At 70.1% G+C, this 21,259-nt stretch carries 19 protein-coding genes and 1 tRNA gene; 5 read left to right on the forward strand and 15 right to left on the reverse strand.

Annotated features, from left to right (window positions below; all coding sequences use genetic code 11):
* Positions 1 to 15: 15 nt before the first annotated feature.
* From VGB75_10485 to VGB75_10520, 8 genes are all read right to left on the reverse strand, one after another.
* Positions 16 to 852, reverse strand: a complete 837-nt coding sequence (locus VGB75_10485) for an SDR family oxidoreductase (GenBank protein HEY0167457.1) — start codon at positions 850 to 852, stop codon at positions 16 to 18.
* Positions 836 to 1,858, reverse strand: a complete 1,023-nt coding sequence (locus tag VGB75_10490) for a sulfotransferase (protein ID HEY0167458.1) — start codon at positions 1,856 to 1,858, stop codon at positions 836 to 838. Before VGB75_10490 ends, VGB75_10485 begins: the two co-directional genes overlap by 17 nt.
* A gap of 12 nt (positions 1,859 to 1,870) precedes the next feature.
* Positions 1,871 to 3,037: an MFS transporter gene (locus VGB75_10495; protein HEY0167459.1), complete on the reverse strand. Its 1,167-nt coding sequence runs from the start codon at positions 3,035 to 3,037 to the stop codon at positions 1,871 to 1,873.
* The gene (locus VGB75_10500) at positions 3,034 to 4,374 is read right to left on the reverse strand and encodes an aminotransferase class I/II-fold pyridoxal phosphate-dependent enzyme (GenBank protein HEY0167460.1); all 1,341 of its coding nucleotides are present in this window, start codon (positions 4,372 to 4,374) and stop codon (positions 3,034 to 3,036) included. The genes VGB75_10495 and VGB75_10500 overlap by 4 nt, the downstream gene beginning before the upstream one ends.
* Positions 4,375 to 4,653: 279 nt before the next feature.
* The gene (locus VGB75_10505; GenBank protein HEY0167461.1) at positions 4,654 to 5,319 is read right to left on the reverse strand and encodes an HAD family hydrolase; all 666 of its coding nucleotides are present in this window, start codon (positions 5,317 to 5,319) and stop codon (positions 4,654 to 4,656) included.
* A 58-nt stretch (positions 5,320 to 5,377) separates the two neighbouring features.
* Positions 5,378 to 7,150: a selenocysteine-specific translation elongation factor gene (gene selB, locus VGB75_10510; GenBank protein HEY0167462.1), complete on the reverse strand. Its 1,773-nt coding sequence runs from the start codon at positions 7,148 to 7,150 to the stop codon at positions 5,378 to 5,380.
* Positions 7,150 to 8,550, reverse strand: coding sequence for an L-seryl-tRNA(Sec) selenium transferase (gene selA / locus VGB75_10515; GenBank protein HEY0167463.1), 1,401 nt, complete (start codon positions 8,548 to 8,550; stop codon positions 7,150 to 7,152). Before selA ends, selB begins: the two co-directional genes overlap by 1 nt.
* 111 nt (positions 8,551 to 8,661) lie before the next feature.
* Positions 8,662 to 8,755: transfer RNA gene (locus VGB75_10520), tRNA-Sec, on the reverse strand.
* An 85-nt stretch (positions 8,756 to 8,840) separates the two neighbouring features.
* On the opposite strand from VGB75_10520, the gene selD reads away from it, so the two are divergent.
* Together selD and VGB75_10530 are read left to right on the forward strand one after the other, a co-directional pair.
* Positions 8,841 to 9,854: a selenide, water dikinase SelD gene (gene selD / locus VGB75_10525; GenBank protein HEY0167464.1), complete on the forward strand. Its 1,014-nt coding sequence runs from the start codon at positions 8,841 to 8,843 to the stop codon at positions 9,852 to 9,854.
* 97 nt (positions 9,855 to 9,951) lie between these two features.
* The gene (locus VGB75_10530) at positions 9,952 to 11,202 is read left to right on the forward strand and encodes a site-specific DNA-methyltransferase (GenBank protein HEY0167465.1); all 1,251 of its coding nucleotides are present in this window, start codon (positions 9,952 to 9,954) and stop codon (positions 11,200 to 11,202) included.
* Here the strand turns inward: VGB75_10530 and VGB75_10535 are convergent.
* Positions 11,187 to 11,999: an SfiI family type II restriction endonuclease gene (locus VGB75_10535; GenBank protein HEY0167466.1), complete on the reverse strand. Its 813-nt coding sequence runs from the start codon at positions 11,997 to 11,999 to the stop codon at positions 11,187 to 11,189. The genes VGB75_10530 and VGB75_10535 overlap by 16 nt on opposite strands.
* Before the next feature lie 11 nt (positions 12,000 to 12,010).
* Between VGB75_10535 and VGB75_10540 the strand changes: the two genes are divergently transcribed.
* Positions 12,011 to 12,202 carry a hypothetical protein gene (locus tag VGB75_10540; protein ID HEY0167467.1) on the forward strand — a complete coding sequence of 64 codons (192 nt, stop codon included), beginning with the start codon at positions 12,011 to 12,013 and terminating at the stop codon, positions 12,200 to 12,202.
* A gap of 76 nt (positions 12,203 to 12,278) precedes the next feature.
* Here VGB75_10540 and nrfD read toward each other — a convergent pair whose 3' ends face one another.
* From nrfD to VGB75_10560, 4 genes are all read right to left on the reverse strand, one after another.
* A complete protein-coding gene (gene nrfD / locus VGB75_10545; protein ID HEY0167468.1) occupies positions 12,279 to 13,355 on the reverse strand; it encodes an NrfD/PsrC family molybdoenzyme membrane anchor subunit in 1,077 nt (358 codons plus the stop codon).
* Positions 13,352 to 14,272, reverse strand: coding sequence for a 4Fe-4S dicluster domain-containing protein (locus VGB75_10550; GenBank protein HEY0167469.1), 921 nt, complete (start codon positions 14,270 to 14,272; stop codon positions 13,352 to 13,354). The genes nrfD and VGB75_10550 overlap by 4 nt, the downstream gene beginning before the upstream one ends.
* Entirely contained in the window at positions 14,272 to 17,670 is a 3,399-nt protein-coding gene (gene fdh, locus VGB75_10555) for a formate dehydrogenase (GenBank protein ID HEY0167470.1), read from the reverse strand. Before fdh ends, VGB75_10550 begins: the two co-directional genes overlap by 1 nt.
* 78 nt (positions 17,671 to 17,748) lie before the next feature.
* Entirely contained in the window at positions 17,749 to 18,735 is a 987-nt protein-coding gene (locus VGB75_10560) for a TIGR03557 family F420-dependent LLM class oxidoreductase (GenBank protein ID HEY0167471.1), read from the reverse strand.
* 107 nt (positions 18,736 to 18,842) lie between these two features.
* Between VGB75_10560 and VGB75_10565 the strand changes: the two genes are divergently transcribed.
* Positions 18,843 to 19,097 carry a type II toxin-antitoxin system prevent-host-death family antitoxin gene (locus VGB75_10565; GenBank protein ID HEY0167472.1) on the forward strand — a complete coding sequence of 85 codons (255 nt, stop codon included), beginning with the start codon at positions 18,843 to 18,845 and terminating at the stop codon, positions 19,095 to 19,097.
* Positions 19,094 to 19,522: a type II toxin-antitoxin system VapC family toxin gene (locus VGB75_10570; protein HEY0167473.1), complete on the forward strand. Its 429-nt coding sequence runs from the start codon at positions 19,094 to 19,096 to the stop codon at positions 19,520 to 19,522. Before VGB75_10565 ends, VGB75_10570 begins: the two co-directional genes overlap by 4 nt.
* 92 nt (positions 19,523 to 19,614) lie before the next feature.
* On the opposite strand, the gene VGB75_10575 is transcribed toward VGB75_10570, so the two are convergent.
* Together VGB75_10575 and VGB75_10580 are read right to left on the reverse strand one after the other, a co-directional pair.
* The gene (locus VGB75_10575; protein ID HEY0167474.1) at positions 19,615 to 20,697 is read right to left on the reverse strand and encodes a folate-binding protein; all 1,083 of its coding nucleotides are present in this window, start codon (positions 20,695 to 20,697) and stop codon (positions 19,615 to 19,617) included.
* Entirely contained in the window at positions 20,694 to 21,143 is a 450-nt protein-coding gene (locus tag VGB75_10580; GenBank protein HEY0167475.1) for a Fur family transcriptional regulator, read from the reverse strand. The genes VGB75_10575 and VGB75_10580 overlap by 4 nt, the downstream gene beginning before the upstream one ends.
* Positions 21,144 to 21,259: the final 116 nt, after the last annotated feature.

Here is a 21,259-nt window from a genome sequence, read left to right on the forward strand (position 1 = left end):
GACGGTGAAGCTGCCTCAGGTGAAGGTGAAGGCGCCCGGGGCGGCGCCGGTCAGGTGCGGCAGGTCCGGTCCGACCACGCCGGCCCCGCCGTCGATCAGGTGGACCGCGCCGGTGACGAAGGAGGCGCGCTCGCTGGCCAGGAACGCGGCGACCGCGCCGACCTCGTCCGGACGTGCCAACCGGCCCACCGCGCTGTGCTCTCCCATCGCCGCGAGAGTGGCCTCGACGGTGGTTGAATCACCTGCCAGCCTGGCAGCGGCCCGTTCCATCGGAGGGGTGCGCACGCCGCCTGGCGCCAGGACGTTGACCGTGATGCTCTCCCGGCCGAGATCGGCGGCCAGCCCTTGAGCGAAGCGCACCACCGCCGCCCTGGTGACCCCGGACAGGGTCAGCGGCCCGATCGGCGCGACGGCGGTCTCGGAGGCCACGAACAGCAGCCGTCCCCAGCCCGCGCTTCGCAGATGCGGCACCGCGGCCAGCGCCACGGCGACCGCCGGGTAGAGCACCTTGTCCACCGCGGCCTGGTAGTCGGCGAACTCGAACCGCGACGCGGGACCGATCGGCGGGCTGCCGCCGCTGACCAACACGATGTGCAGCGCCCCGAACTCGGCGGCCACCTCATCCACCCAACGCCGGGCGGCCTCGGGGTCGGTCAGGTCCAGGCTGGCGCCGGTGACCCGGCCGCGGGCCACCTCTTTGACGCTGCCGACGGCCGCGTCCAACTGCTCGACGCCCCGGGCCGCGATCGCCACATGCGCGCCTTCACGGGCCAGCTCGGTGGCCACCGCCAAACCGATCCCGCTCGAACCGCCGGCGACCAGCGCCACCTTGTCCTCAAGACCCAGATCCACCGGGCGCACCCCCCGACCCCAGGTTCGGTGAGGAGGCTTGTGAGCTGACCGCGGCCGCCGGCTGAACGGGCCGGGGTCTGACCCGCAAACCACCCCGGTGCCGGTAGCCGTAGCGCCAGGACATCGGCCAGGACAGCAGCATGGCGGCCAGCCGGGCCTGTCGGGGCAACCCGCGGGTCCAGGAGTCGTCGTGCGGCCGGATGACGGTGGCCCCGGTCCGGAACCGGTCCGGGTTGCCGGTGACGGTGTGGTTGGTGTGCAGCTGCACCGTGCGCCCGTCCACCGGGTTGCTCGAGGGATCGACGTCGCAGCGTCGGAGCAACTCCGCGATCGTCGCGGCCGGATCGGCGATGAAGTCCTCGTAGCGCAGCAGCGTCGACTGCTCCGGATAGCGGCGCAGGATGGCCCGGGACGCGAGGTTGAACCCGCGCCAGTAGGCGGTGCTCCTGCTCGCCGACATCGTGTAGACGTAGCCCTTCGGCGCTCGCCAGGAGTGGGCGACCGCGACCGGGTCACGGACCAGGTGCACGAACACCGGGTGCACACCGTCGAGGTGCGGCAACAGAGCCGCTTCGCCAGGGATCTTGGTGGTGTCGACGATCACCCGGGCGCCGGTGCGCTGGGCGATCGCGCGGTAGACCCGGCTCATCAGCTCGGCGTGCTGACGCACGCCCTCGGAGTCCAGGCCACGGCCGATGATCTGCCAGGTGTGCCGGGTGCGGGCGAAGCCCCGCTGCCGGGCGATCACCAGGTCGGCGTAGTCGGCCGGTGACATCCCGGCCGGCCGGCCCACCGGCAGGATGTCGGCCCAGATCGGGCACTCGGTCAGCACCGCGCCGCAGCCGCACAGGCTGTTGGCCCCACGTCCGGCGGAGTTCTTCCACAGGAAGTGCAGCTCGCCGACATGAAAGACGCCGGGCGCCTCATTGAGGATGTTGCCGATGATGGTGCTGCCGTTGCGACACCATCCGGTGATGCACAGAACGGTGATTTCCGATTCCTCCACTGGCTTTCCCCTCTAAGCCACCGCCACCGGCTGATCACTCGGTTCGGCGATCAGCAGGGCCATCACCGCGGCCACCACGGCGCAGCAGGCGCCGACCACGAAGACGGCCTCGTATCCCAGGGCGCCGGCGATCACGCCGCCCAGGGGACCCCACACAGCCACCCCCAGATCCCAGAACGAGGTGTAGGCGCCCAGCGCCGCGCCCTGCTGGCTCCTGTCGGTGCGGTTCATCACCATCAGCGCCAGCGACGGGTGCAGCAACGAGAATCCGACGCCCATCACCACGCTGCCCAGAAGGGCGATCGGCAGGTTCGGCGCCACGGCGATGACCAGCAGGCCGGCCGCCTCGCAGCTCGCGCACACCGTGGCCACCCGGCGCGGGCCGTACTTGTCGGGCAGCCGCCCGATCACCAGCCGGGTGCCGGCATAGACCAGGCTGAAACAGCTGAGCACCACGACGCCGGAGTCGATGCCGCGGTCCAACAGGTGCAGGACGACGAAGGCGGCCAGCGCGGCGTACCCGCCCGCGGCCAGCGCCAACGCCAGCCCCGGCGTCAGCGCCGGGCGCAGCATCAGGCCGGTCTTCTTCCGCGGGCCGGGCGGGCGCGGGGGCGCGGGCGCGGAGCTGATCAACGCCAGCCCGACCAGCGGCGCGACGGCGCAGAGCGTCCAGACCGCCCCGTAGCCCAGGTCGCGCAGCACCGCGCCGAGGAACGTGCCGGCCGAGATGCCGCCCCACATGCTCACCCCGTACAGGCCGATCAGCTGGCCGCGCCGGCTGTGCGGGGCGAGCGAGACCACCCAGACCGCGCCGGCGGTGAACAACGCGGCTTCGCCGACGCCCAGCGACAACCGGTTGACCACCAGGCCGGCCAGCCCGACCGGCAGAAAGTAGGCCAGTCCACCGAGCGCGAGGATCGCCGCGCCGACCTGCATCACCAGCCGGTTGCCCCGGTAGTCGGCCTGCCCGCCGGCCAGCGGCCGGATCAGCAGCGCGGTGAGCGCCGTGGCGGTGACGACCAGCCCGATCAGAAAGTCCGAGGCCCGGTAGCGGTCCCGGACGAATTCGGGCAGCACCGGAATCGCGGCGGTCAGACCGAGGTACCCGAAGAACAGGCCGCCGAACGGGCCTACCAGTGCTCTGCGGGGCAGTGCGTCGGTCTGGGCGACTGCTGTCATCGCACAGGTCGCTCCGCTGAGCCGTCTGAGCGCTGCTGACGCAGCGTGCGGGCTATCCGGCGGACCGCGGTGATCAGGTGATCGCAGTCCTCGGCGCGCAGCGTGGAAGACAGCGCCACGTCGACCGAGTCCTGCAGGTACCCGGTGGTGACCGGCAGCTGGGCTTGGATCTCGGGGACCCCGGCGGCGCCGAACAGGAACCGCCAGTTCCAGAACGCCCGGACGTTGGCGTCCCTGGACGAGCCCAGGTTGCGCGCGTCGATCCCCTCGGCGCACAGCGCGTCGGCGAACCACTGCGCTGCGCCTCCGGGCGTTCGGCCGCCGGGCACCCGGAAGATGAACGCCTCTCCCAGGTAGGCGTCCGGCGCCACCGGCTGGCGGATGTCGATGCCCTTGACGTCGGCCAGCGCGGTGGCGACGTAGTCGTAGTTGCGATGGAAGCAGGCCAGCCGGTCCGGCAAGCGCACCAGCTCCGAACGCAGCAGGGCGGCGCGGATCTCATCCATTCGCAGGCTGAGCAGGGGCAGGCTCAGATCGGTGTCCAGCGGCGGCGGACGGTCCCCGAAGTGCCGCCCGACGCGGCCCTCGTAGGCGCCGGCGAGCACCACCGCGCGGGCGTGCAGCGCGCTGTCATCGGTGACCAGAAAACCTCCCTCGCCTGAGTTCAGCGACTTGTCCGACTGGGTGCTGAAGCCGCCGGCCAGGCCGAAAGTGCCCAGCTTGCGGCCTTTCAGCTCGACGCCGAGCGCGGGCACCGCGTCCTCGAACAGCGGCACGCCCATCTCGTCGGCGAAGTCGGACAACGCCTCGACGTCGGCGGCGAAGCCCCGCATGTGCACGACCATGATGGCCTTGACCTCCGGTGTCCACCGGCGCCGCAGGTCATCCAGATCCATGTGCAGGTCCTTGGTGACCTCGACCAGCAGCGGTCGGCAGCCGGCCATCAGGATGGCGCTCGGGGTGGCCACGAACGTGAAGCCCGGACAGGCGATCAGCGAGCCGGGCGCGATTCCGGCGGCCATGATGGCCAGCGCCAGCGCGGCGGTTCCGCTGGTGACGGCAAGGCTGTGCTGGACGCCGAAGTAGTCGCACAGCTCGCGCTCGAACTGCCCGCATTCGGTCTGGGAGTAGGGCCGGTAGTCATAGCGGAAGAACAGATGACTGCGAATCGCGCGTATCGCGGCATCCTCGTCCTCGGGACACACGCAGACGGCGCCCTTGTCATAGGTCGGCCAAGGGGTGCTGCGGACCGGCGCGCCGCCGTCGATCGCCAGTGGGGTGTCGTCTGATCCTGCAAGGTCAAACGGGTTTGCGATGAGATCCTCGTTGATGGTCAACGTGTGTGCTCCTTCGCGGAACGGTCATATGCACACAGGTGAACGCCCCGGGTACGCGATCGGCTTACCTGAGCGAAGCCGTCTAGACACAGAAAGCATGCGGTGCCACGTAAAGGGGGTTTTACCTGCACGATGCCGATTGCCCTGATATTTACAGGCCATTCGTGGGAAACATCGGACGCCTGACACGCAACCAATGATATGGACGACGCGGCGTGGGTCAACGGGTCAGCGGTGAGAACCTAATTCATGCAACGAAGTGCAGTCACATCGCTACTGTCAGCTGAAATCCAGCGGGCTGCCGGCGAAGCGCGCCAGCAGGTCGGCCGGGTCGCGGTAGGTCTGCACCGCGCCGGCTTCCAGCAGCTCCGCGGCGCTGGTGCCGCCGGACTCCAGCCCGACACACCGCAGGCCGGCCTTGGCGCAGGCCTGCACGTCCCACACCGCGTCGCCGACGAAGACGGCGTTCTCCGGCTGGAGACCCGCCTTGTCCAGCGCCACCTGGACGATGTCGGGATCGGGTTTGCTGCTGTCGGCGTCGGCTGAGCCGGTGGCCGCGTCGATCACGTCGTCGAGGTTCAGAACCCGGGTGAGGACATCCAGTTCGGCGCTGTTGGCCGAACTCGCCAACACGGTGACCAGGCCGGCCTGGTGGCAGTGCAGCACCAGCTCGCGCGCGCCGGGCAGCAGCCGCAGCGCCGGCCAGTGAGCCGAGTACAGCGCGTCGTGACCGAGTGTGAGCTGCTCTGTGCGGTCATCGGCGGCGCCGTCGGTGACCTCGTGCACCAGATGGTCACCGCCCATGCCGATCGCCCGGTGGATGCGCGCCATCGAGACATCCATCCCGGCCTGCCGGAACGCCTGCCACCAGCTCACGGTGTGCAGGTAGCTGGTGTCGACCAGGGTGCCGTCGATGTCGAACAGGACGCCGTGCCGAACGCTCATGATCGGTTCCTCTCACATTCGGCTTCTTGCGCCGTAGTCTGCTCTTATCTTGCCCGGGTCAGGCGCGCACGGCTCGCTGCGTGCCGTCGACCCGGACGGTCAGGCCGACGGCGTCGAGGTGCTCCAGCAGCGGCAGGGCCACCCGCCGGGTGGTGCCCAGCGCCTGCCGGGCCTGGCTCGCGGTGAACGGCTGCGGCAACGCCCGCACCAGCGCCAGGGCGCGCTCGGCGGCGTCCGGCGCCACCACCAGGTCGGGCGCCAGCCGCAGCACCCGGCCGGCGCCGGCCGCGGCGGCCAGGTCCCTCACCCCGAGTCCCAGCTCGGACAGCTCGCTGCGCTCGGGGGCGTCGAAGGGGTCCTTGGCCAGGCGCTCGTCGATCAACCGCAGCGACTGCTCCGCCGCGCCCAGGGTGGGGGTGGCCTCCGGCCGGCCGATCCGTCCGGCGGCGGCCTGCAGTCCCAGCCCGGCGGCGAGTTCGGCAAGCAGCCTGGGATCGGGCAGCCCCGCTGCCTGCCGGGCGGCGTCCTCGCTGATCCAGGGGCGCAACGGCTCGGCCGCCGCGTGCCGGTCGACCGCGGCCAGCAGCGCCTGCTGCCAGTGCCGCCAGGTGTCGGGATCGATCAGCCAGTCCCCGCGCGTCAGAACGCCGGCGGTGTCGGTGACCGGCACCCCGAGCGCGGTCAGGGTGGCCCGGCTGACCGCGCCCCGCCGGCGCACCTGGTCGGCCAGCCCGGTCGCCGTGCCGTCGGCCAGCTGGGCGGCCCTGACCCGGGCCGAGCCTCGCCTGGTCAGCGCCGGGGGGTCGGCGTCGAGCACCCGCACTCCGGCGGTGACGCTCTGCTGCCCCGGATCGCGCAGCACCGCCCGGTCACCGGCCTGCACCGGGATCGGCCAGTCCAGGCTCAGCCGGGCGGTGGCCACCGGCTCGGTGCCGAGCACCCGCAGCCGCACCGGGATCGAGGCCGAGCCGATGTGCAGCACCTGCCGGCTTTGCGGCTCTGCCAGCAGCGGGTCCAGCGCCACGTCCAGGCAGTCGCTGGACCACCAGGCGCCGGGCGTCAGCAGGCAGTCCCCGCGACCGACCTCGCGCCGTTGCACCGAGCGCAGGTTCACCGCCACCCGGGCCACCGCCTGGACCTGCTCGCATCGGCTGCCCAGCTGCTGCAGGCCCCGCACCACCACCGGACGGCCAGCCAGTTCCAGCTCGTCGCCGACCGAGATCCGACCGGCGCCGAGGGTGCCGGTGACCACCGTTCCGCTGCCCTTGACGGTGAAGGCCCGATCCACCCACAACCGCACCCGCTCGTCCAGGCTCGGCGCCGGCAGGCCGGTGACCAGTCGCTGCAGCGCCTGCCGCAGCTGCTCGACGCCGGCCCCGGTCTCGCCCGAGACCGCCAGCGCGGGCACCTCTCCGAGGCTGGACCGGGCCACCCGCTGCCGGGCGTCGGCGATCACCGCCGCGGTCTGATCCGGGGTCGCCAGGTCGCTGCGGGTGACCGCGACCAGGCCATGCTGGATGCCCAGGGCGTCGATCGCGTCGAGGTGCTCAGAGGTCTGCCGGCGCCAGCCCTCGTCGGCGGCGATCACCAGCAGCACCGCCGGCGCCGGGCCCACCCCGGCCAGCATGTTGGTCACGAACCGCTGGTGGCCCGGGACGTCGACGAAGGCCAGTTGCTCGCCGGAGGGCAGCGTCGTCCAGGCATAGCCCAGGTCGATGGTCATGCCCCGGCGGCGTTCCTCGGCCCACCGGTCGGGCTCCATGCCGGTCAGCGCCCGGACCAGCCGCGACTTGCCGTGATCGACGTGGCCGGCGGTGGCGATGACCCGCATCAGCGTGCGACCGGGCGGGCGTCGGTGACTGGCCCGGCGCCGGTCGACCCGGCGGCGATCGACCCGGCGGCGGTCGACCCGGCGGCAGCCGTCCCGGCGGTGACAGCGAGCCCGGCAGCGGCAGAGCAGGCGGCGGCGATCAGCGCGGCCTCCTCGGCTTCCTCGACGCAGCGCAGGTCGAGCAGGCACCGGCCGCGTTCGAGCCTGCCGATCACGGCCGGCTCGGCGGCGCGCAGCGCCTGGGCGTAGCTCTCGGGCAGCGACACGGCCCAGCCCGGCAGCCGCAGACCGGGCGCGCCGCCACCCCCCACCGCGCCGTCGCTGGGCGTCACCTCGGCGTCGAGGTCGGCCGGCAGGGCGGCGACCACCCGCTCGCAGCGCCGGCGCAACTCGTCCGGATCGGCGTGCAGGTAGCGCTCGGTGGGGGTGGCCGGGCCCTGCACGCTGGCCTCCAGCGCGGCCAGCGTCAGCTTGTCCACCCGCAGCGCCCGGGCCAGCGGATGCCGGCGCAGCCGCTCCACGAGCTCAGCCTGCCCGAAGATCAGGCCGGCCTGCGGGCCGCCGAGCAGCTTGTCGCCGCTGCAGGTCACCAGGCTCGCGCCCGCCAGCAGGCTGCTGGTCACGTCCGGCTCGTCGGCAAGCAGCGGGTCCGGCCGCAGCAGGCCGCTGCCGATGTCGAGGACCACCGGCGCCGGCAGGGTCGCCAGCTCCGCGATGCTGGCGCCGGCGGTGAAGCCGTCGATGCGGAAGTTGCTGGGATGGACCTTGAGCACGCAGCCGGTCCGCGGGCCGACGGCGGCGGCGTAGTCGGCCAGGTGGGTGCGATTGGTGGTGCCCACCTCACGGATCAGGGCGCCGGTGGACTCGACGAGCTCGGGCAGCCGGAAACCGTCGCCGATCTCGACCAGCTCGCCCCGGCTGATCACCACCTCGCGGCCGGCGGCCAGCGCGGTGACGGCCAGCAGCAGAGCGGCCGCGCCGTTGTTGACCACCAGCGCCGCCTCGGCGTCGGGCACGGCGTGAGCCAGCGCGGCCAGCGTGTCTCGGCCTCGGCGGGCCCGTCGTCCGCTGACCAAATCGAACTCGACATCGACATAACCCGTCGCTCGCTGCACCGCCTGCGTCGCGGGCTCGGACAACCGGGCCCGGCCGAGGTTGGTGTGCAGCACCACGCCGGTCGCGTTCAGCACCCGGTTCAGCGACGTCGCCGCCACCGGCAGCCGGGCCAGCACGGCCGGCACCGCCTGCTCCGGCGCCAGCTCTGCGTCGCGGATCAGCTGTTGCACCGCCACGACCACGGCCTTGAGCCGGGCGCCGCCGAGCCGGACGGCCGCCTCGGCCAGCCGCGGGTCGGCCAGCAGCGCGTCGGTGCGGGGCACCTGGCGGCGCGGGTCTGTCACGGCGCTCCTTCCGACTGGCTGGTGCTGGGTCTGACTGGCTGGTGCTGGTGCTGGTGCTGGTGCTGGTGCTGGCGCTGGTGCTGACTGGCTGGCTGGTGCTGGCAAGGGTGTGCGGAGGCGGACGGGAATCGAACTCGCCAAGCCGAGGTACTCGACTTCACCGGTTTTGAAGACCGGGGTGCCCACCAGGAACACGTACGCCTCCGCCAGCCACGCTAGCCGCCCGGTGATCGGCGGCGGTGATCAGCTCCAGGTGACGTGATCAACTCCGGGTGGTTAGCCTCAACAGGGTGACTGCCACGACTTATCGCCTGACCCAGTACGCCCACGGCGGCGGCTGCGCCTGCAAGATCCCACCGGGCGAGCTCGAAGCGATCGTGGCCGGCCTGATCGGGGCCGGCTCGCCGGACTTGCTGGTCGGCCTGGACGACGGCGACGATGCCGCGGTGGTGCGCATCAACGGCGACACCGCCGTGCTCAGCACCGCCGACTTCTTCACCCCGGTGGTCGATGACGCCTATGACTTCGGACGGATCGCCGCCGCCAACGCGCTGTCGGACGTCTATGCGATGGGCGGCCGCCCGGTGCTGGCGATCAACCTGCTCGGCTGGCCGCGCGACCTGCTGCCCACCGAGCTGTTGCGCGAGGTGCTGCGCGGTGGCCTGGACATCGCCGCCGAGGCCGGTTGCCCGGTCGCCGGCGGGCACAGCATCGACGACCCGGAGCCCAAGTACGGCATGGCGGTCACCGGCATCGCCCATCCTGACCGGTTGCTGCGCAACGACGCCGCGCGCGCCGGGCAGGCCATCACGCTGACCAAGCCGCTGGGCGTCGGCGTGCTGAACAACCGCCACAAGTCCACCGGCGAGGTGTTCGAGCAGGCGATCGCCTCGATGACGACGTTGAACGCCGCCGCCTGTGCCGCGGCTTTGGGGGCAGGGCTGTCAGCGGCTACCGACGTGACCGGTTTCGGGTTGCTCGGCCACCTCTACAAGATGGCCCGGGCCTCCGGGGTCACCGCGGTGATCGACGCCGCAGCGGTCCCGTACCTCGACGGCGCCCGGCAGGCCCTGGCCGACGGCTTCGTCAGCGGCGGCACCCGGCGCAACCTCGACTGGGTGCGTCCGCACCTGGACTTCCGCGTGGGCGAGGACGAGTTGCTGTTGCTGGCCGACGCCCAGACCAGCGGCGGGCTACTGCTGGCCGGCGAGATCGCGACCGGCGGCGCCGCCGGGCTGGGTCCGCGGGGCGCGGTGATCGGCGAGTTCGTCCCCCGCCAAGACACCATCCTGCGAGTCAGATGACTTCGCTCCTTCCCAACACCCGGGAGTCCAGACGGCCAATCGCTGATGACAGCGTGCCGACCAGAAACTGTCAGCGGTCGACCGTAGAGTTCGTAACATGAGAGGACGTTCTAAGCTCGGCCAACCAGCGGGCCTCGACACGTGGGCCGAGCTCCGCAGCGCCGCAAGGTATCAAGGCGATGATTACGCGCTATTCACAGACGACGCCACGGCAGCCCTCGCTCAGCTGCCCAGCTCATCTGTCAACACGTGCCTGACGTCGCCGCCTTACTGGGCGGTACGCGACTACGGCCATGAGGAGCAGTTGGGACTAGAACGGGAGGTCGACGACTATGTCGAACGCCTCGTCAAGATCTACCGTGAGGTCTACCGCGTTTTGGCGGACGACGGAAGCGCCTGGCTGAACATCGGCGACAGTTACTTCAACCGCACCGTGACCGTGGACGGGTTGCCTCCACGTGCTGGATGGCGGCGTAGCAAGCAGTTAAGTCTGGTTCCGTTCCGTGTCGCGCTCGCCCTCGAAGACGACGGCTGGTGGGTTCGGAACGTCGCTGTTTGGCAGAAGCCCAACGCGATGCCGAGCAGCGTCGTCGACCGATTGACCAACACATGGGAGCCGATATTTCTCCTTACTAAATCGGAGCGCTACTTCTTCGACTTGGACGCCATCCGGATACCTCACGCGACGGATGACACTATCGAGCGAGTTCGCGCCGAAAGCGGAGACGTCAATGGCAAAGCGAAGGGAAAGCAAGAGCTACGACGCTGGCTCAACTCGCCCCGGCACCGCTCGACAATCGATGGCTTGAAGGAAGTAGAGCGGCGCCCCAATGCTCCTGAGTCGGTGGAGCTAGCGAGATATCTCCGTGACGCTTTGAAGCGTGAGGGACGGACAATTCGATGGGTATCCGAGCAGCTAGCGCAGCCATTTGAGCGCACTCGTCACTACTTTCGGACTGACCCAATCGGGGCGAGACTCCCACCCCCGGAGACATGGCTAGAGCTGCAGAACTTATTGCATCTCGACGACACGTTCGACGAGGCGATGCGCGTAGAAATTGGTGACAATGTGTTTCGGAACCACCCCGCTGGGCGCAATCCAGGCGATGTCTGGTCGGTGCCTGTCGCAGCGAATCGTGGAGAACATCTTGCTGTGATGCCACGTCGCCTAGCTCACCGTGCGCTGAGCGCGACGCTACCCCCCGGCGGTAGCTGTCTAGATCCGTTTATGGGATCTGGCACGACCGGTCTTGTCACCCGTGAGCTAGGCGGTCGGTTCATCGGCATAGACATCAATGCCGACTTCATACAGCCCTATTTGCAGGCTAGTTCCTACCGCGGTAGGTAGAGGAAAGGGTCGTTAGTCTCCTGACCCGATACGCCAATATCACGCCATCGCGCAGATGTGAATCCGTTCTGGCTGCCTGCATAGCTCAGCTGCTGCAATCGCCATGGACATGCTGCCCGTAGTCGAGGGAAGTACACTCGAATTCGCGGTGTCTCACCAAGGGCGGGGCTGTGCTTACCCTGACCAAAGAAAGTTGTTGTCGCATTGGGATTGTAGATTGACTTTAACAAATTGTGTGGGATAGCCAAAATATAAATATCCATCAATTCACGGAAACGACCCGCAGGATCGTTATCAAGATCCCGGTAGTAGAAGTGAACGAACATAGAAGTTGTCACGGCGGGCAGAATCGCTCCATCCACGGCGATGATGTCCATGTGCGGCGGTACGCCTGCCGCTAGGTGCACAATAGTCCCTGCGGACGTCGTGAAATCCGCATCCATTGGCAGTTGCGACGCCTGCAAGGTGTCGCGGTTATTCTCCTTGGAGGCCTTCGCGTCCACGAGAAGGATCTGCGGAAACAAGCCAGCTCCGGTAGGAAGCCATCGTGCCCGTTTGTAGTCTATAAAGCCCGCGAAGCGCTTATTTATAGGGTAAACCTCGGCCACCTCCAGCGCATATTGAGTAAGGTCCTCGGCCAGCACGATTACTTCAGTTCCACTGGTTGCGAGCGTTGTCTCGAAAATTTCTCGTGCTTCGCGCGAGTACTGCTGAAGCGCTTGCACGATCATTCGCAGCGTTTGCTTTTCGAGGAGCTCAAGGTCGTTCGAGGCGAGCAATCTGTAGTCCTGCAGCATCCGGCTATCTTATGCGGACCGATCAGCTAACTCACACGCCCGTTAGATGGGACCAGTTGCTGCTGCTGGCCGACGCCCAGACCAGCGGCGGCCTGCTGCTGGCCGGCGAGATCGCGACCGGTGGCGCCGCCGGCCTGGGGCCGCGAGGCGCGGTGATCGGCGAGTTCGTCCCCCGCCAAGACACCATCCTGCGAGTCCGCTGATCCGGCCCCTGCTGCATCGTGCGGCTGAGGTGCGGGGACAGGGACAGGGACAGGGCTGGGGCAGGGTTGGGCTGGCTCAGGCGCCGGCGGACTCGCCGGCCTCGATCCGCCGCCGCTGCGGCACCACGGTGTACTTCGGGTCCCGCGCTGAGGCCTGGCCCGCCTCGAAGATGCCGAACCGGGTGCAGGCCGACCCGGCCACTAAAGCAGCCCCCGCCAGCCCGGACGCGACACGGCTTCGCCGGCTGAGCAGCGTGCCCAGCGCCCCGAGCGTCGTCAGCGTCTTGCTGGCCCGCATCAGCACGCCGCCGGCGCCCAGGTGCAACGGCTCGGCGGTGATGCCCATCGACGCCTCCATCGCACGCTCCACGCCCAGCTCCAGCAGCGCGCCACCGAGGGCCAGCCGGCGGGCAGGCCCGGCCTCGGACACCGGCGCCAGCAGCATGCCCAGGCCGCCGGAGGCCGCCGCCGCCGAGCCGACGAACACGAACGGCAGGTGCTTGCGGGCCGCGCTCCAGGTCGGGGTGGCGGTGTGGCTCAGCAGCACCGCGGTGTACGAGGCCACCGCCGGAGCCACCACCGCCGCGCCGAGCCCGGCCGGCCCGGCCAGCCGGGTCAGCAGCCGCACCGGCGGGCGCGCCGCGACGGGCAGCCGGCCGGCCAGCGGCGCCAGCAACTCAGCCGCTCCGGCCACCCCGGCCAGCGGTCCGTAGACCGTCAGGATCCAGGTGCCGACCGACATCGGCGAGGTGGGCTTGGCGACCCTCAGCATGTTGACGAACCTCGACGGCCGGCCCAGGTCGTGCACCAGGGCGGCGAAACTGACGCTGATCGCCGTCAGGGCCGAGATCCGGCCGGCGCGGCGCAGCACCGGCCGGCCGGTCAACCCGGCGCCTGCGCCCAACAGGGATGAGCCGGCCGCCAGCCCGCCGAGGAACAGGTAGGCCGGGATGTCGGCCTCCCACGGCGAGGCCTTGACCACCGGCCGGCCGTAGTAGGAGGTGAAGGTGGCATCGGGCACCATCTGGTGCTCGTCGCGCCGACGCCGCCCGCCCCGGCGCCGCTGACGCCCCGAGTCAAGCGCCCCGGCCGTGGACTGCACCGGCTGGTCGGCGCGCCCCTCGGCGCGCAGCTCGGCCTGGTGCTCGCTCACCCGCGGCCGCCGAGGAACGCCGCCGCCGCGCCCGCGAGCAGTGACGCCGCGGCCAGCGCGGCGTGGCGCCACATCTGCGCCAGGTCCCGGGTCGGCACCACCGGGTCCGGCGGCAGCCCGTAGACCTCCGGCTCGTCCAGCAGCAAGAAGAACGCCCCGGCCCCGCCGACCCCGTCGTCCGGGCTCTGGCCGTACAGCCGGGCCGAGTCCACGCCCTGCTCGCGCAACGTGCTCAGCCGGGCCGCGGCCCGCTCGCGCAACTCGTCCAGATCGCCGTACTGGATCGACTCGGTCGGGCAGGCCTGCGCGCAGGCCGGGGTGTTGCCGGCCCCGATCCGGTCGTAGCAGAGCGTGCACTTCTGCGCGATGCCGACGTTCTTCTGCCCCTGCTCGCCGATCCTGCGGTCGATCACCCCGAACGGGCAGGCCGGCACGCAATAACCGCAGCCGTTGCAGATGTCCTCCTGCACCACCACCGTGCCGAACTCGGTGCGAAACAGCGAACCGGTCGGGCAGACGTCCAGGCAGCCTGCGTGGGTGCAGTGCTTGCACACGTCCGAGGACATCAGCCACCGGAAGTCGACCGCCGAGTCCGGGCTCATCGCCTCGCCCGGACGCACGGTGCTCGGCATGCCGAGGCTGACGGTGTTGCCGGTGTTGCCGGCCGGCTTGGCCGGCTGCTCGATGAAGGCCACATGCCGCCAGGTGGAGGCGCTCAGCGAGCCGGTGTTGTCATAGGAGGAACCCAGCAGGTTGAACCCATCGTCGGGAACGTCGTTCCATTCCTTGCAGGCGACCTCGCAGGCCTTGCAGCCGATGCACACCGAGGTGTCGGTGAAGAAACCCTTGCGCGGCTGGGCGTCCTGCCAGCCTGCGTCGGCGGCGGGGTCATCGAGCGGTCCGGACAGGCTGGGCATCAGTCCTCCTGCGGTGGGGCTGGCGTCGGTCCGGTCGCGTCGAGCGGGCCCGCCGCTGACGGAGCGGACTCCATCGGATCGACCGGTGTCCGCTTGGTGTTGCCGGTCTCGACGGTGATACCGGCCCGACGGCGGTAGTCGGCGACGAAGCGCAGCAGCGCCGGCCCGGTCGGCCGCCGGCCGGGCCGGATGTCGCAGCTGGCGACCTTGGTCTCCTGGATGTGCACGTTCGGGTCCAGCGTCACCCCGAACAGGTCGTTGGCCGAGTCGCCGCTGACCAGCGCCGAACCGCCCACCCCCCAATGGTAGGGCAGGCCGATCTGGTGGAACTGCTTGCCGTCGATCAGCAGCGGCGTCACCCGTTCGGTGACCAGCACCCGGGCCTCGATGGCGGTGCGGGCGGTGACGATGGTGGCCCAGCCAAGGTGGGCCAGCCCGCGCTCGCGCGCCAACTGCGGCGACACCTCGCAGAAGAACTCCGGCTGCAGCTCGGAAAGGTAGGGCAGCCACCGGCTCATGCCACCGGCGGTGTGATGCTCGGTGAGCCGGTATGTGGTGAACAGATAAGGGAAAACGTCGGCGTGCGGCTCAGGCGGCGAGGGGTTCTGCAGGTTGTCCGGACGAGGGAAGACCTGCCGGGTCGGATTGGCCTGCTGCCGGTACATCGGGTTGCGCACCGGCGACTCGGCGGGCTCGTAATGGGCCGGCAGCGGGCCGTCCAGGATGCCCTCCGGCGCGTACAACCAGGCTTTGCCGTCGGACTGCATGATGAAGGCGTCGTCACCGGCCAGCCCCGCGACGCCGGCAGTGCCGGGCTCGGGACGGTAGGACGGCGGCCGGTCGGCGGGAAAGTCCGGCACGTCGTGGCCGGTCCAGCGCTGCTGCTCCGAATCCCACCAGACGTAGGCCTTGCGCTCGCTCCACGGCTTGCCGTCGGGGTCAGCGGCTGCCCGGTTGTACAGGGTGCGCCGGTTGGCCGGCCACGCCCAGCCCCATTCCGGCGCCACCCAGGACTGCTCCTGGCCCGGCTTGCGGCGGGCGGCCTGGTTGACGCCGTCGGCGTAGACCCCGCAATAGATCCAGCAGCCGCCCGAGGTGGAGCCGTCCGGCTTCATCTCGGTGAACAGCTTCAGCGGCTGGCCGACCTTCTCACCGCTGAGGTGAACTCCGTTGATCTCACGCAGCACCGCGTCGGCCGACGGGTCGCCCTCGGCGTCGACCGGGTAGTCCCAGGTCAGGTCGAGGATCGGGCGGTCCCGCTGCTCGGTCGAGCCGGCCAGCCGCTGGCGGATCTTGCGGCCGAGGTGGAAGAAGAAGTGCAGCTCGCTGCGGCAGTCTCCGGGCGGCGCGACGGCCTTGTGGTGCCACTGCAGCATCCGCTGTGTCTGGGTGAAGGTGCCGTCCTTCTCCACGTGCGAGGCAGCCGGGAAGAAGAACACCTCGGTCTGGATGTCCTCGGTCCGCAGCTCGCCGGTCTCGATCTCGGGGCCGTCCTTCCAGAACGTCGCCGACTCGATCATGTTGAGGTCGCGCACGACCAGCCACTTCAGGTGCGCCATGCCCAGGCGCTGCATCTTGCCGTGCGCCGAGCCGACCGCCGGGTTCTGGCCGAGCAAGAAATAGCCCTCGACCTTGTCCTCGAGCATGTCCATCACGGTCTGGTAGGTGCCATGGTCGCCGGTCAGTTTGGGCAGATAATGGAAGGCGAACTCGTTGTCAGCAGTCGCCGCGTCTCCCCAGTAGGACTTGAGCAGGCTGACCGTGTAGGACTCGGCCTCGGCCCAGAACCCCTTCTGCTCGGTGCTGCGGATGGTGTCGAGGTAGGAAGCCAGGTCATCGTGCTCGCCGGCCTTGGGCATCGGCAGGTAGCCGGGCAGCAGGTTGTACAGCGTCGGGATGTCAGTCGAGCCCTGGATGCTGGCGTGCCCGCGCAGCGCCATGATGCCACCGCCCGGGCGGCCCATGTTCCCCAGCAGCAGCTGGATGATCGCCGCGCCGCGGATGTACTGGACGCCGACCGTGTGATGGGTCCAGCCCACCGAGTACACCCAGGCGGTGGTGCGCTCGCGGTTGCTGTTGTCGGTGACCGCCTGGCAGACCTTGAGGAAGTCCTCGGGCGCGACCCCGCAGACCTGCTCGACCAGCTCGGGGGTGTAACGGGCGTAGTGCCGCTTGAGCACCTGGAACACGCACCGCGGATGCTGGAGCGTCTCGTCGCGCTCGACCTCGGCGTGCTCTAGCTTCGCGCCGTGGCCGCCCATCTCGTGGCCGCCGCTTCGCTCGCCCTGCGAGGTCTCGCTCTCTTGACCGCTGCCGCCGCTGCCGGCGTCGTCGGCTCGGGAGTCCGGCTCGGTGCGCGATCCCGCGGCCGGGCTGTCGCCCTGACCCTGATAGGACCAGGTCGAGGTGTCATACATCCCGGTCTCTGGGTCGTAGCCGGAGAAGACGCCGTCGAGGTCGTCGACGTCGGCGAAGTCCTCGCGCAGCAGGGTGGCGGCGTTGGTGTAGGCCAGCACGTACTCATGGAAGTACTTCTCGTTCGACAGGATGTAGTTGACGATCGCGCCGAGGAACACGATGTCGCTGCCGGCCCGCAGCGGCACGTGCTGGTCGGCCAGCGCCGAGGTGCGGGTGAACCGCGGGTCGATGTGGATCACCTTGGCGCCACGGGCCTTGGCCGCCATCACCCACTGGAACCCGACCGGGTGGCACTCGGCCATGTTCGAGCCCTGGATGACGATGCAGTCAGAGTTCTGCAGGTCCTGCAGGAAGGAGGTGGCGCCGCCACGTCCGAACGAGGCCCCCAAACTGGGGACGGTGGCGCTGTGTCAAATACGGGCCTGGTTCTCGATCTGGATCGCGCCCAGGGCGGTGAACAGCTTCTTGATCAGGTAGTTCTCTTCGTTGTCCAGGGTCGCCCCGCCCAGCGAGGCGATCCCGAGCGTGCGGCGCAGCGGCCGGCCGTGGGAGTCGGCGTCCTGCCAGGTGCGGGCCCGGCTCTGGATCACCCGGTCGGCGATCATGTCCGTGGCCGTCTCCAGGTCCAGCGGCTCCCAGTCCAGGCCCCCCGGACGCCGGTACAGCATCGCGGTCTGTCGGCCGGGCGAGTTCACCAGTTGCTCGCTGGCCGAGCCCTTCGGGCACAGCCGACCCCGGCTGACCGGCGAGTCCGGATCGCCCTCGATGCCGATGACCTTCTCGTCCTTGACGTAAACCCGCTGGCCGCAGCCCACCGCGCAGTACGGGCAGACGCTCTTGACCATCCGGTCGGCGGTCTCGGTGCGGGCGGTCAGCTGGGCGGTGCGCTGGGACTGCACCGCCCGACCACGCCCGAGCGGGTCCGAGTCGCTGATCTGACGCAGAACCGGCCAGGACAGCAAGGTCTTTCGCAGGCTCACGAGTGATCCTTTCGCCCTCGAAACCCACCCTACCCAGGTGTCAAGACGGCCCGGGCCCGAACGGCGGTCGACACGCGCTCAGGAGCCGGACGCGGTTCGCAGCTTGTCCAGCAGCGGCTCGGCGACCTTGTCCAGGAACTCCTGCTGGTTCTCATCCCCCACCTGCACCAGGGCGATGTCGGTGTAGCCGGCCTCCCAGAACGGCCGCGCCGACTCGGCGAGCTCGTCGAGGTCCGGTCCGCAGGCGATCGAGGCGGCCACGTCCTCAGGCCGGACGAACTGGCTGGCGCCCTCGAAGCCGGCCGGGGTCGGCAGGTCGGCATTGACCGCCCAGCCGCCGACGGACCACCGGAACAACTCATGCGCCCGGGCGATCGCGGCGTCCTTGTCCGGCCCCCAGCAGATCGGAATCTGACCGATCTTGCGGCTGTCCGGCAGTCCCTCATCGCCGCGGGTCTGATCCCAGCCCCGGATCAGCTCCGGGTCGGGTTCGATACCGACCATGTGGTCGGCCAGCGGCGCGAACTCCGCGATCGAGCGGACTCCCGACACCGCGATGGCCAGTGGCACCCCGGCGTCGGGGCAGTCCCAGACCTTGGCCGAGTCCACTCGGAAATACTCCCCGACCCAGGTGGTCAGCTCGCCGGTGTGCAGGGCCCGGATGATCTGGATGGCCTCGGCCAGCATGTCCTGCCGGACCGCCGCGACCGGCCAGCCCTCGCCGACCACGTGCTCGTTGAGGTTCTCCCCCGACCCGAGTCCGAGGGTGAACCGGTTGTCCGACAGCAGCCCGAGGGTGGCGGCCTTCTGCGCGACCACCGCGGGGTGGTAACGCATCGTCGGGCAGGTCACGTAGGTCATCAGGTCGACCCGCTCGGTGGCGTGGGCCACCGCGCCGAGCACCGACCAGGCGTAGGGCGCGTGGCCCATCGACTCCAGCCAGGGAAAGTAGTGGTCGCTGGAGACCTCGAAGTCGAACCCCGCCCGCTCGGCGGCGACCGCGTAGCGCACCAGTTCCTTGGGACCGCTCTGCTCCGTCATCAGGGTGTAGCCGAAACGTGTCATGAGTCCACTACTACCGAGACGCCCCGGCGATGGCAACCAGAGCCAGGGCCTTGGAGCGCCTAAAGTGGCTACAATTGAGCACGTTATGTTCGCCACTTGGGGGATCCATGGATGTCGGAATCAAGGAACTGCGTGACAGCCTGAGCCGGCACCTTGCCGACGTCCGGGCCGGTGGCACGGTGACGATCACCGACCACGGCCGCGCCATCGCCCGAATCGTTCCCGTCGATCGACCGAGCCGGCTGGAGCAGCTGATCGCCGAAGGGCGGGTGACCAAGGCCGCCGGCCGAAAGCGCCCTTCTCCCGAACCGCTTCCAGCCACCGGCGCCGTCAGCGACCTGGTGACCGAGCAGCGACGGTGATCGGCTACCTCGACACGTCCGCCCTCGTTCCGCTACTCATCACCGAACCGAGCAGCGCCTCCTGCCGCAGGTTCTTCGACGACGCGGACACCGTGGTTTCCAGCCGCCTCGCCTACGTCGAGACAGCCGCGGCTCTGGCACAGGCCCGGCGGCTTGACCGCATCACGACGGCAACCCACCAAGCGGCCCTGCGGTCCTTGGAGGATCTGTGGGCCCAATTCGACATCGTCGAGGCCGACGAGGCCCTCATTGGTGATGCGGCTGAGCTCGCTCACCGACACGACCTCCGCGGCCACGACGCGGTCCACTGCGCGTCGGCCCGCCAACTTGACGACGCCGACCTTGTCGCCGCAGCAGGCGACCGGCAGCTTCTGCATGCTTGGTCGGCTCTCGGCCTCGCCACTTACGACACCACTCAGCGCTGAGCGAACGCGCTCATTCCGGCTGCGAGGACTCCCAGCCCGCTGATCAGGACGGCAGGCCGCCGATCAGGGACGGCAGGCCAGACCTAGGGCGGTCAGGCGCTGGCGGAGGTGCTGCCCGCGTGACCGGCGAAGCCGGTAGGCAGTTCAGCCACCGCGTCGGCGGGGTCCAGCGCCGCCGAGTGCCCGGGCACGCTCAGCACGTCGTCGCCGGACAGGCCGCGCTTGACGATGGCCAGGGCGATCGGCCCGAGCTCGTGGTGCTGCACCGCGGTGCCGACGAAGCCCACCGTCCGGCCGTCGCGCTCGACCGGGCTACCGGGCGTCGGCAGCTGCTCGGAGTCCCCGGACAGGTGCAGCAGCACCAGCCGGCGCGGTGGCTTGCCCAGGTTCTGCACCCGGGCCACCGTCTCCTGGCCGCGGTAGCAGCCCTTGTCCAGGTGCACCGCCGAGCCGATCCAGCCCGCCTCGTGGGCCAGCGTGCGGTGGTCGGTGTCGATGCCCAGCCGGGGCTGGCGGTGCTCGACCCGCAGGGCCTCGGCGGCCCAGCTGCCGGTCGGGTGCGCCCCGGCGTCGCGGAGCCGGGCGGCGATCGCGGGCAGCTCGGCCCGGTCAAGGATCAGGTCCACCGGGCCGCCGGCCGTCAGCGCCGGGCGCATGAAGCCCTTGCCCGGCAAGGCGAGGGCCCTGGTGTCGGGAACCGGCAGTCCGGCCCGCTCGAGCACCTGCGCGAGGTCAGGCCCGAAAAGCGACAGCACCGCGTACTCGGCGGTGACCACGGCCGGCTCCACCCGCTTCATGAATCGCATCTTGAGCAGGTAGCCGAGCACCTCGTCGGCGGCGTGCGGCTCGGTGTCGATCCAGACCTGGTCGCCGAGCTCGGTGAGCTGCCAGTGCTGCTCGACGTGGCCGTTGGGTGAGAGCACCAGCGCCTGGGTGGAGTCGCCGTCGGTCAGCGCGCTCAGGTGCTGGGAGCAGATCGCGTGCAGCCAGCCCAGCCGGTCCGGCCCGGGCACGACCAGCACGTCGCGGTGCGAGCGGTCGATCAGGCCGGCGCCGGCCGCCGCCCGGCGCTGCTCGCCGAGCGGGTCGCCGTAGTGCCAGGCGGTCCCGGCGTCAGGGCCGCCGGCTTCGACGGCGCCGGGCCAGTCCAGCAGGGGTGAGCGGTAGTCGGTCATGGGGTCCCTCCGGCAGTGCGGGCAGTGCGGGCGGCGCAGTCGGCGCAGGCTCCGAATACGGTGAAGTGCGAGCGGTCGAGCACGAACCCGCGCTCGGCCAGCAGCCGGGCGGCCAGGTCGTCGGCCAGCCCCGCTGGGACGTCGACCACGGACGAGCAGTGGTGGCAGACCACGTGCACGTGGTCGTCGCCGGCGAGCCGGTAGGACGGCGCTCCGTGCCCGAGGTGGGTGTGGGCCAGCATGCCGATCTGCTCAAGGACTTCCAGCGTCCGGTACACCGTGGTCAGGTCGACCTCAGGCACCGCCTCGGCCACCTGGTCAGGAGTGGCATGCACCAGACGAGTCACGGCAGCCATAACGCGCTCACGTTGCGGGGTCATCCGCAGCCCGCGTTCGCGGAGCCGGCCGGCCAGCGAGTCAGGCGGCGCGGGATGCTGGTGGGCCATGATCGGTCCATGGTATGGCCGCCTGGCAAAAAGAGTGGCCGGATCTGGCGTCGCGAAGTATCTTTGTGGACGTATTGGAAAGGAGGTGGTCCAGAACTTGATGCGCTCTCGGACAC

The organism is Jatrophihabitans sp. (genome assembly GCA_036399055.1).
Classification (GTDB): Bacteria; Actinomycetota; Actinomycetes; order Mycobacteriales; family Jatrophihabitantaceae; genus Jatrophihabitans_A.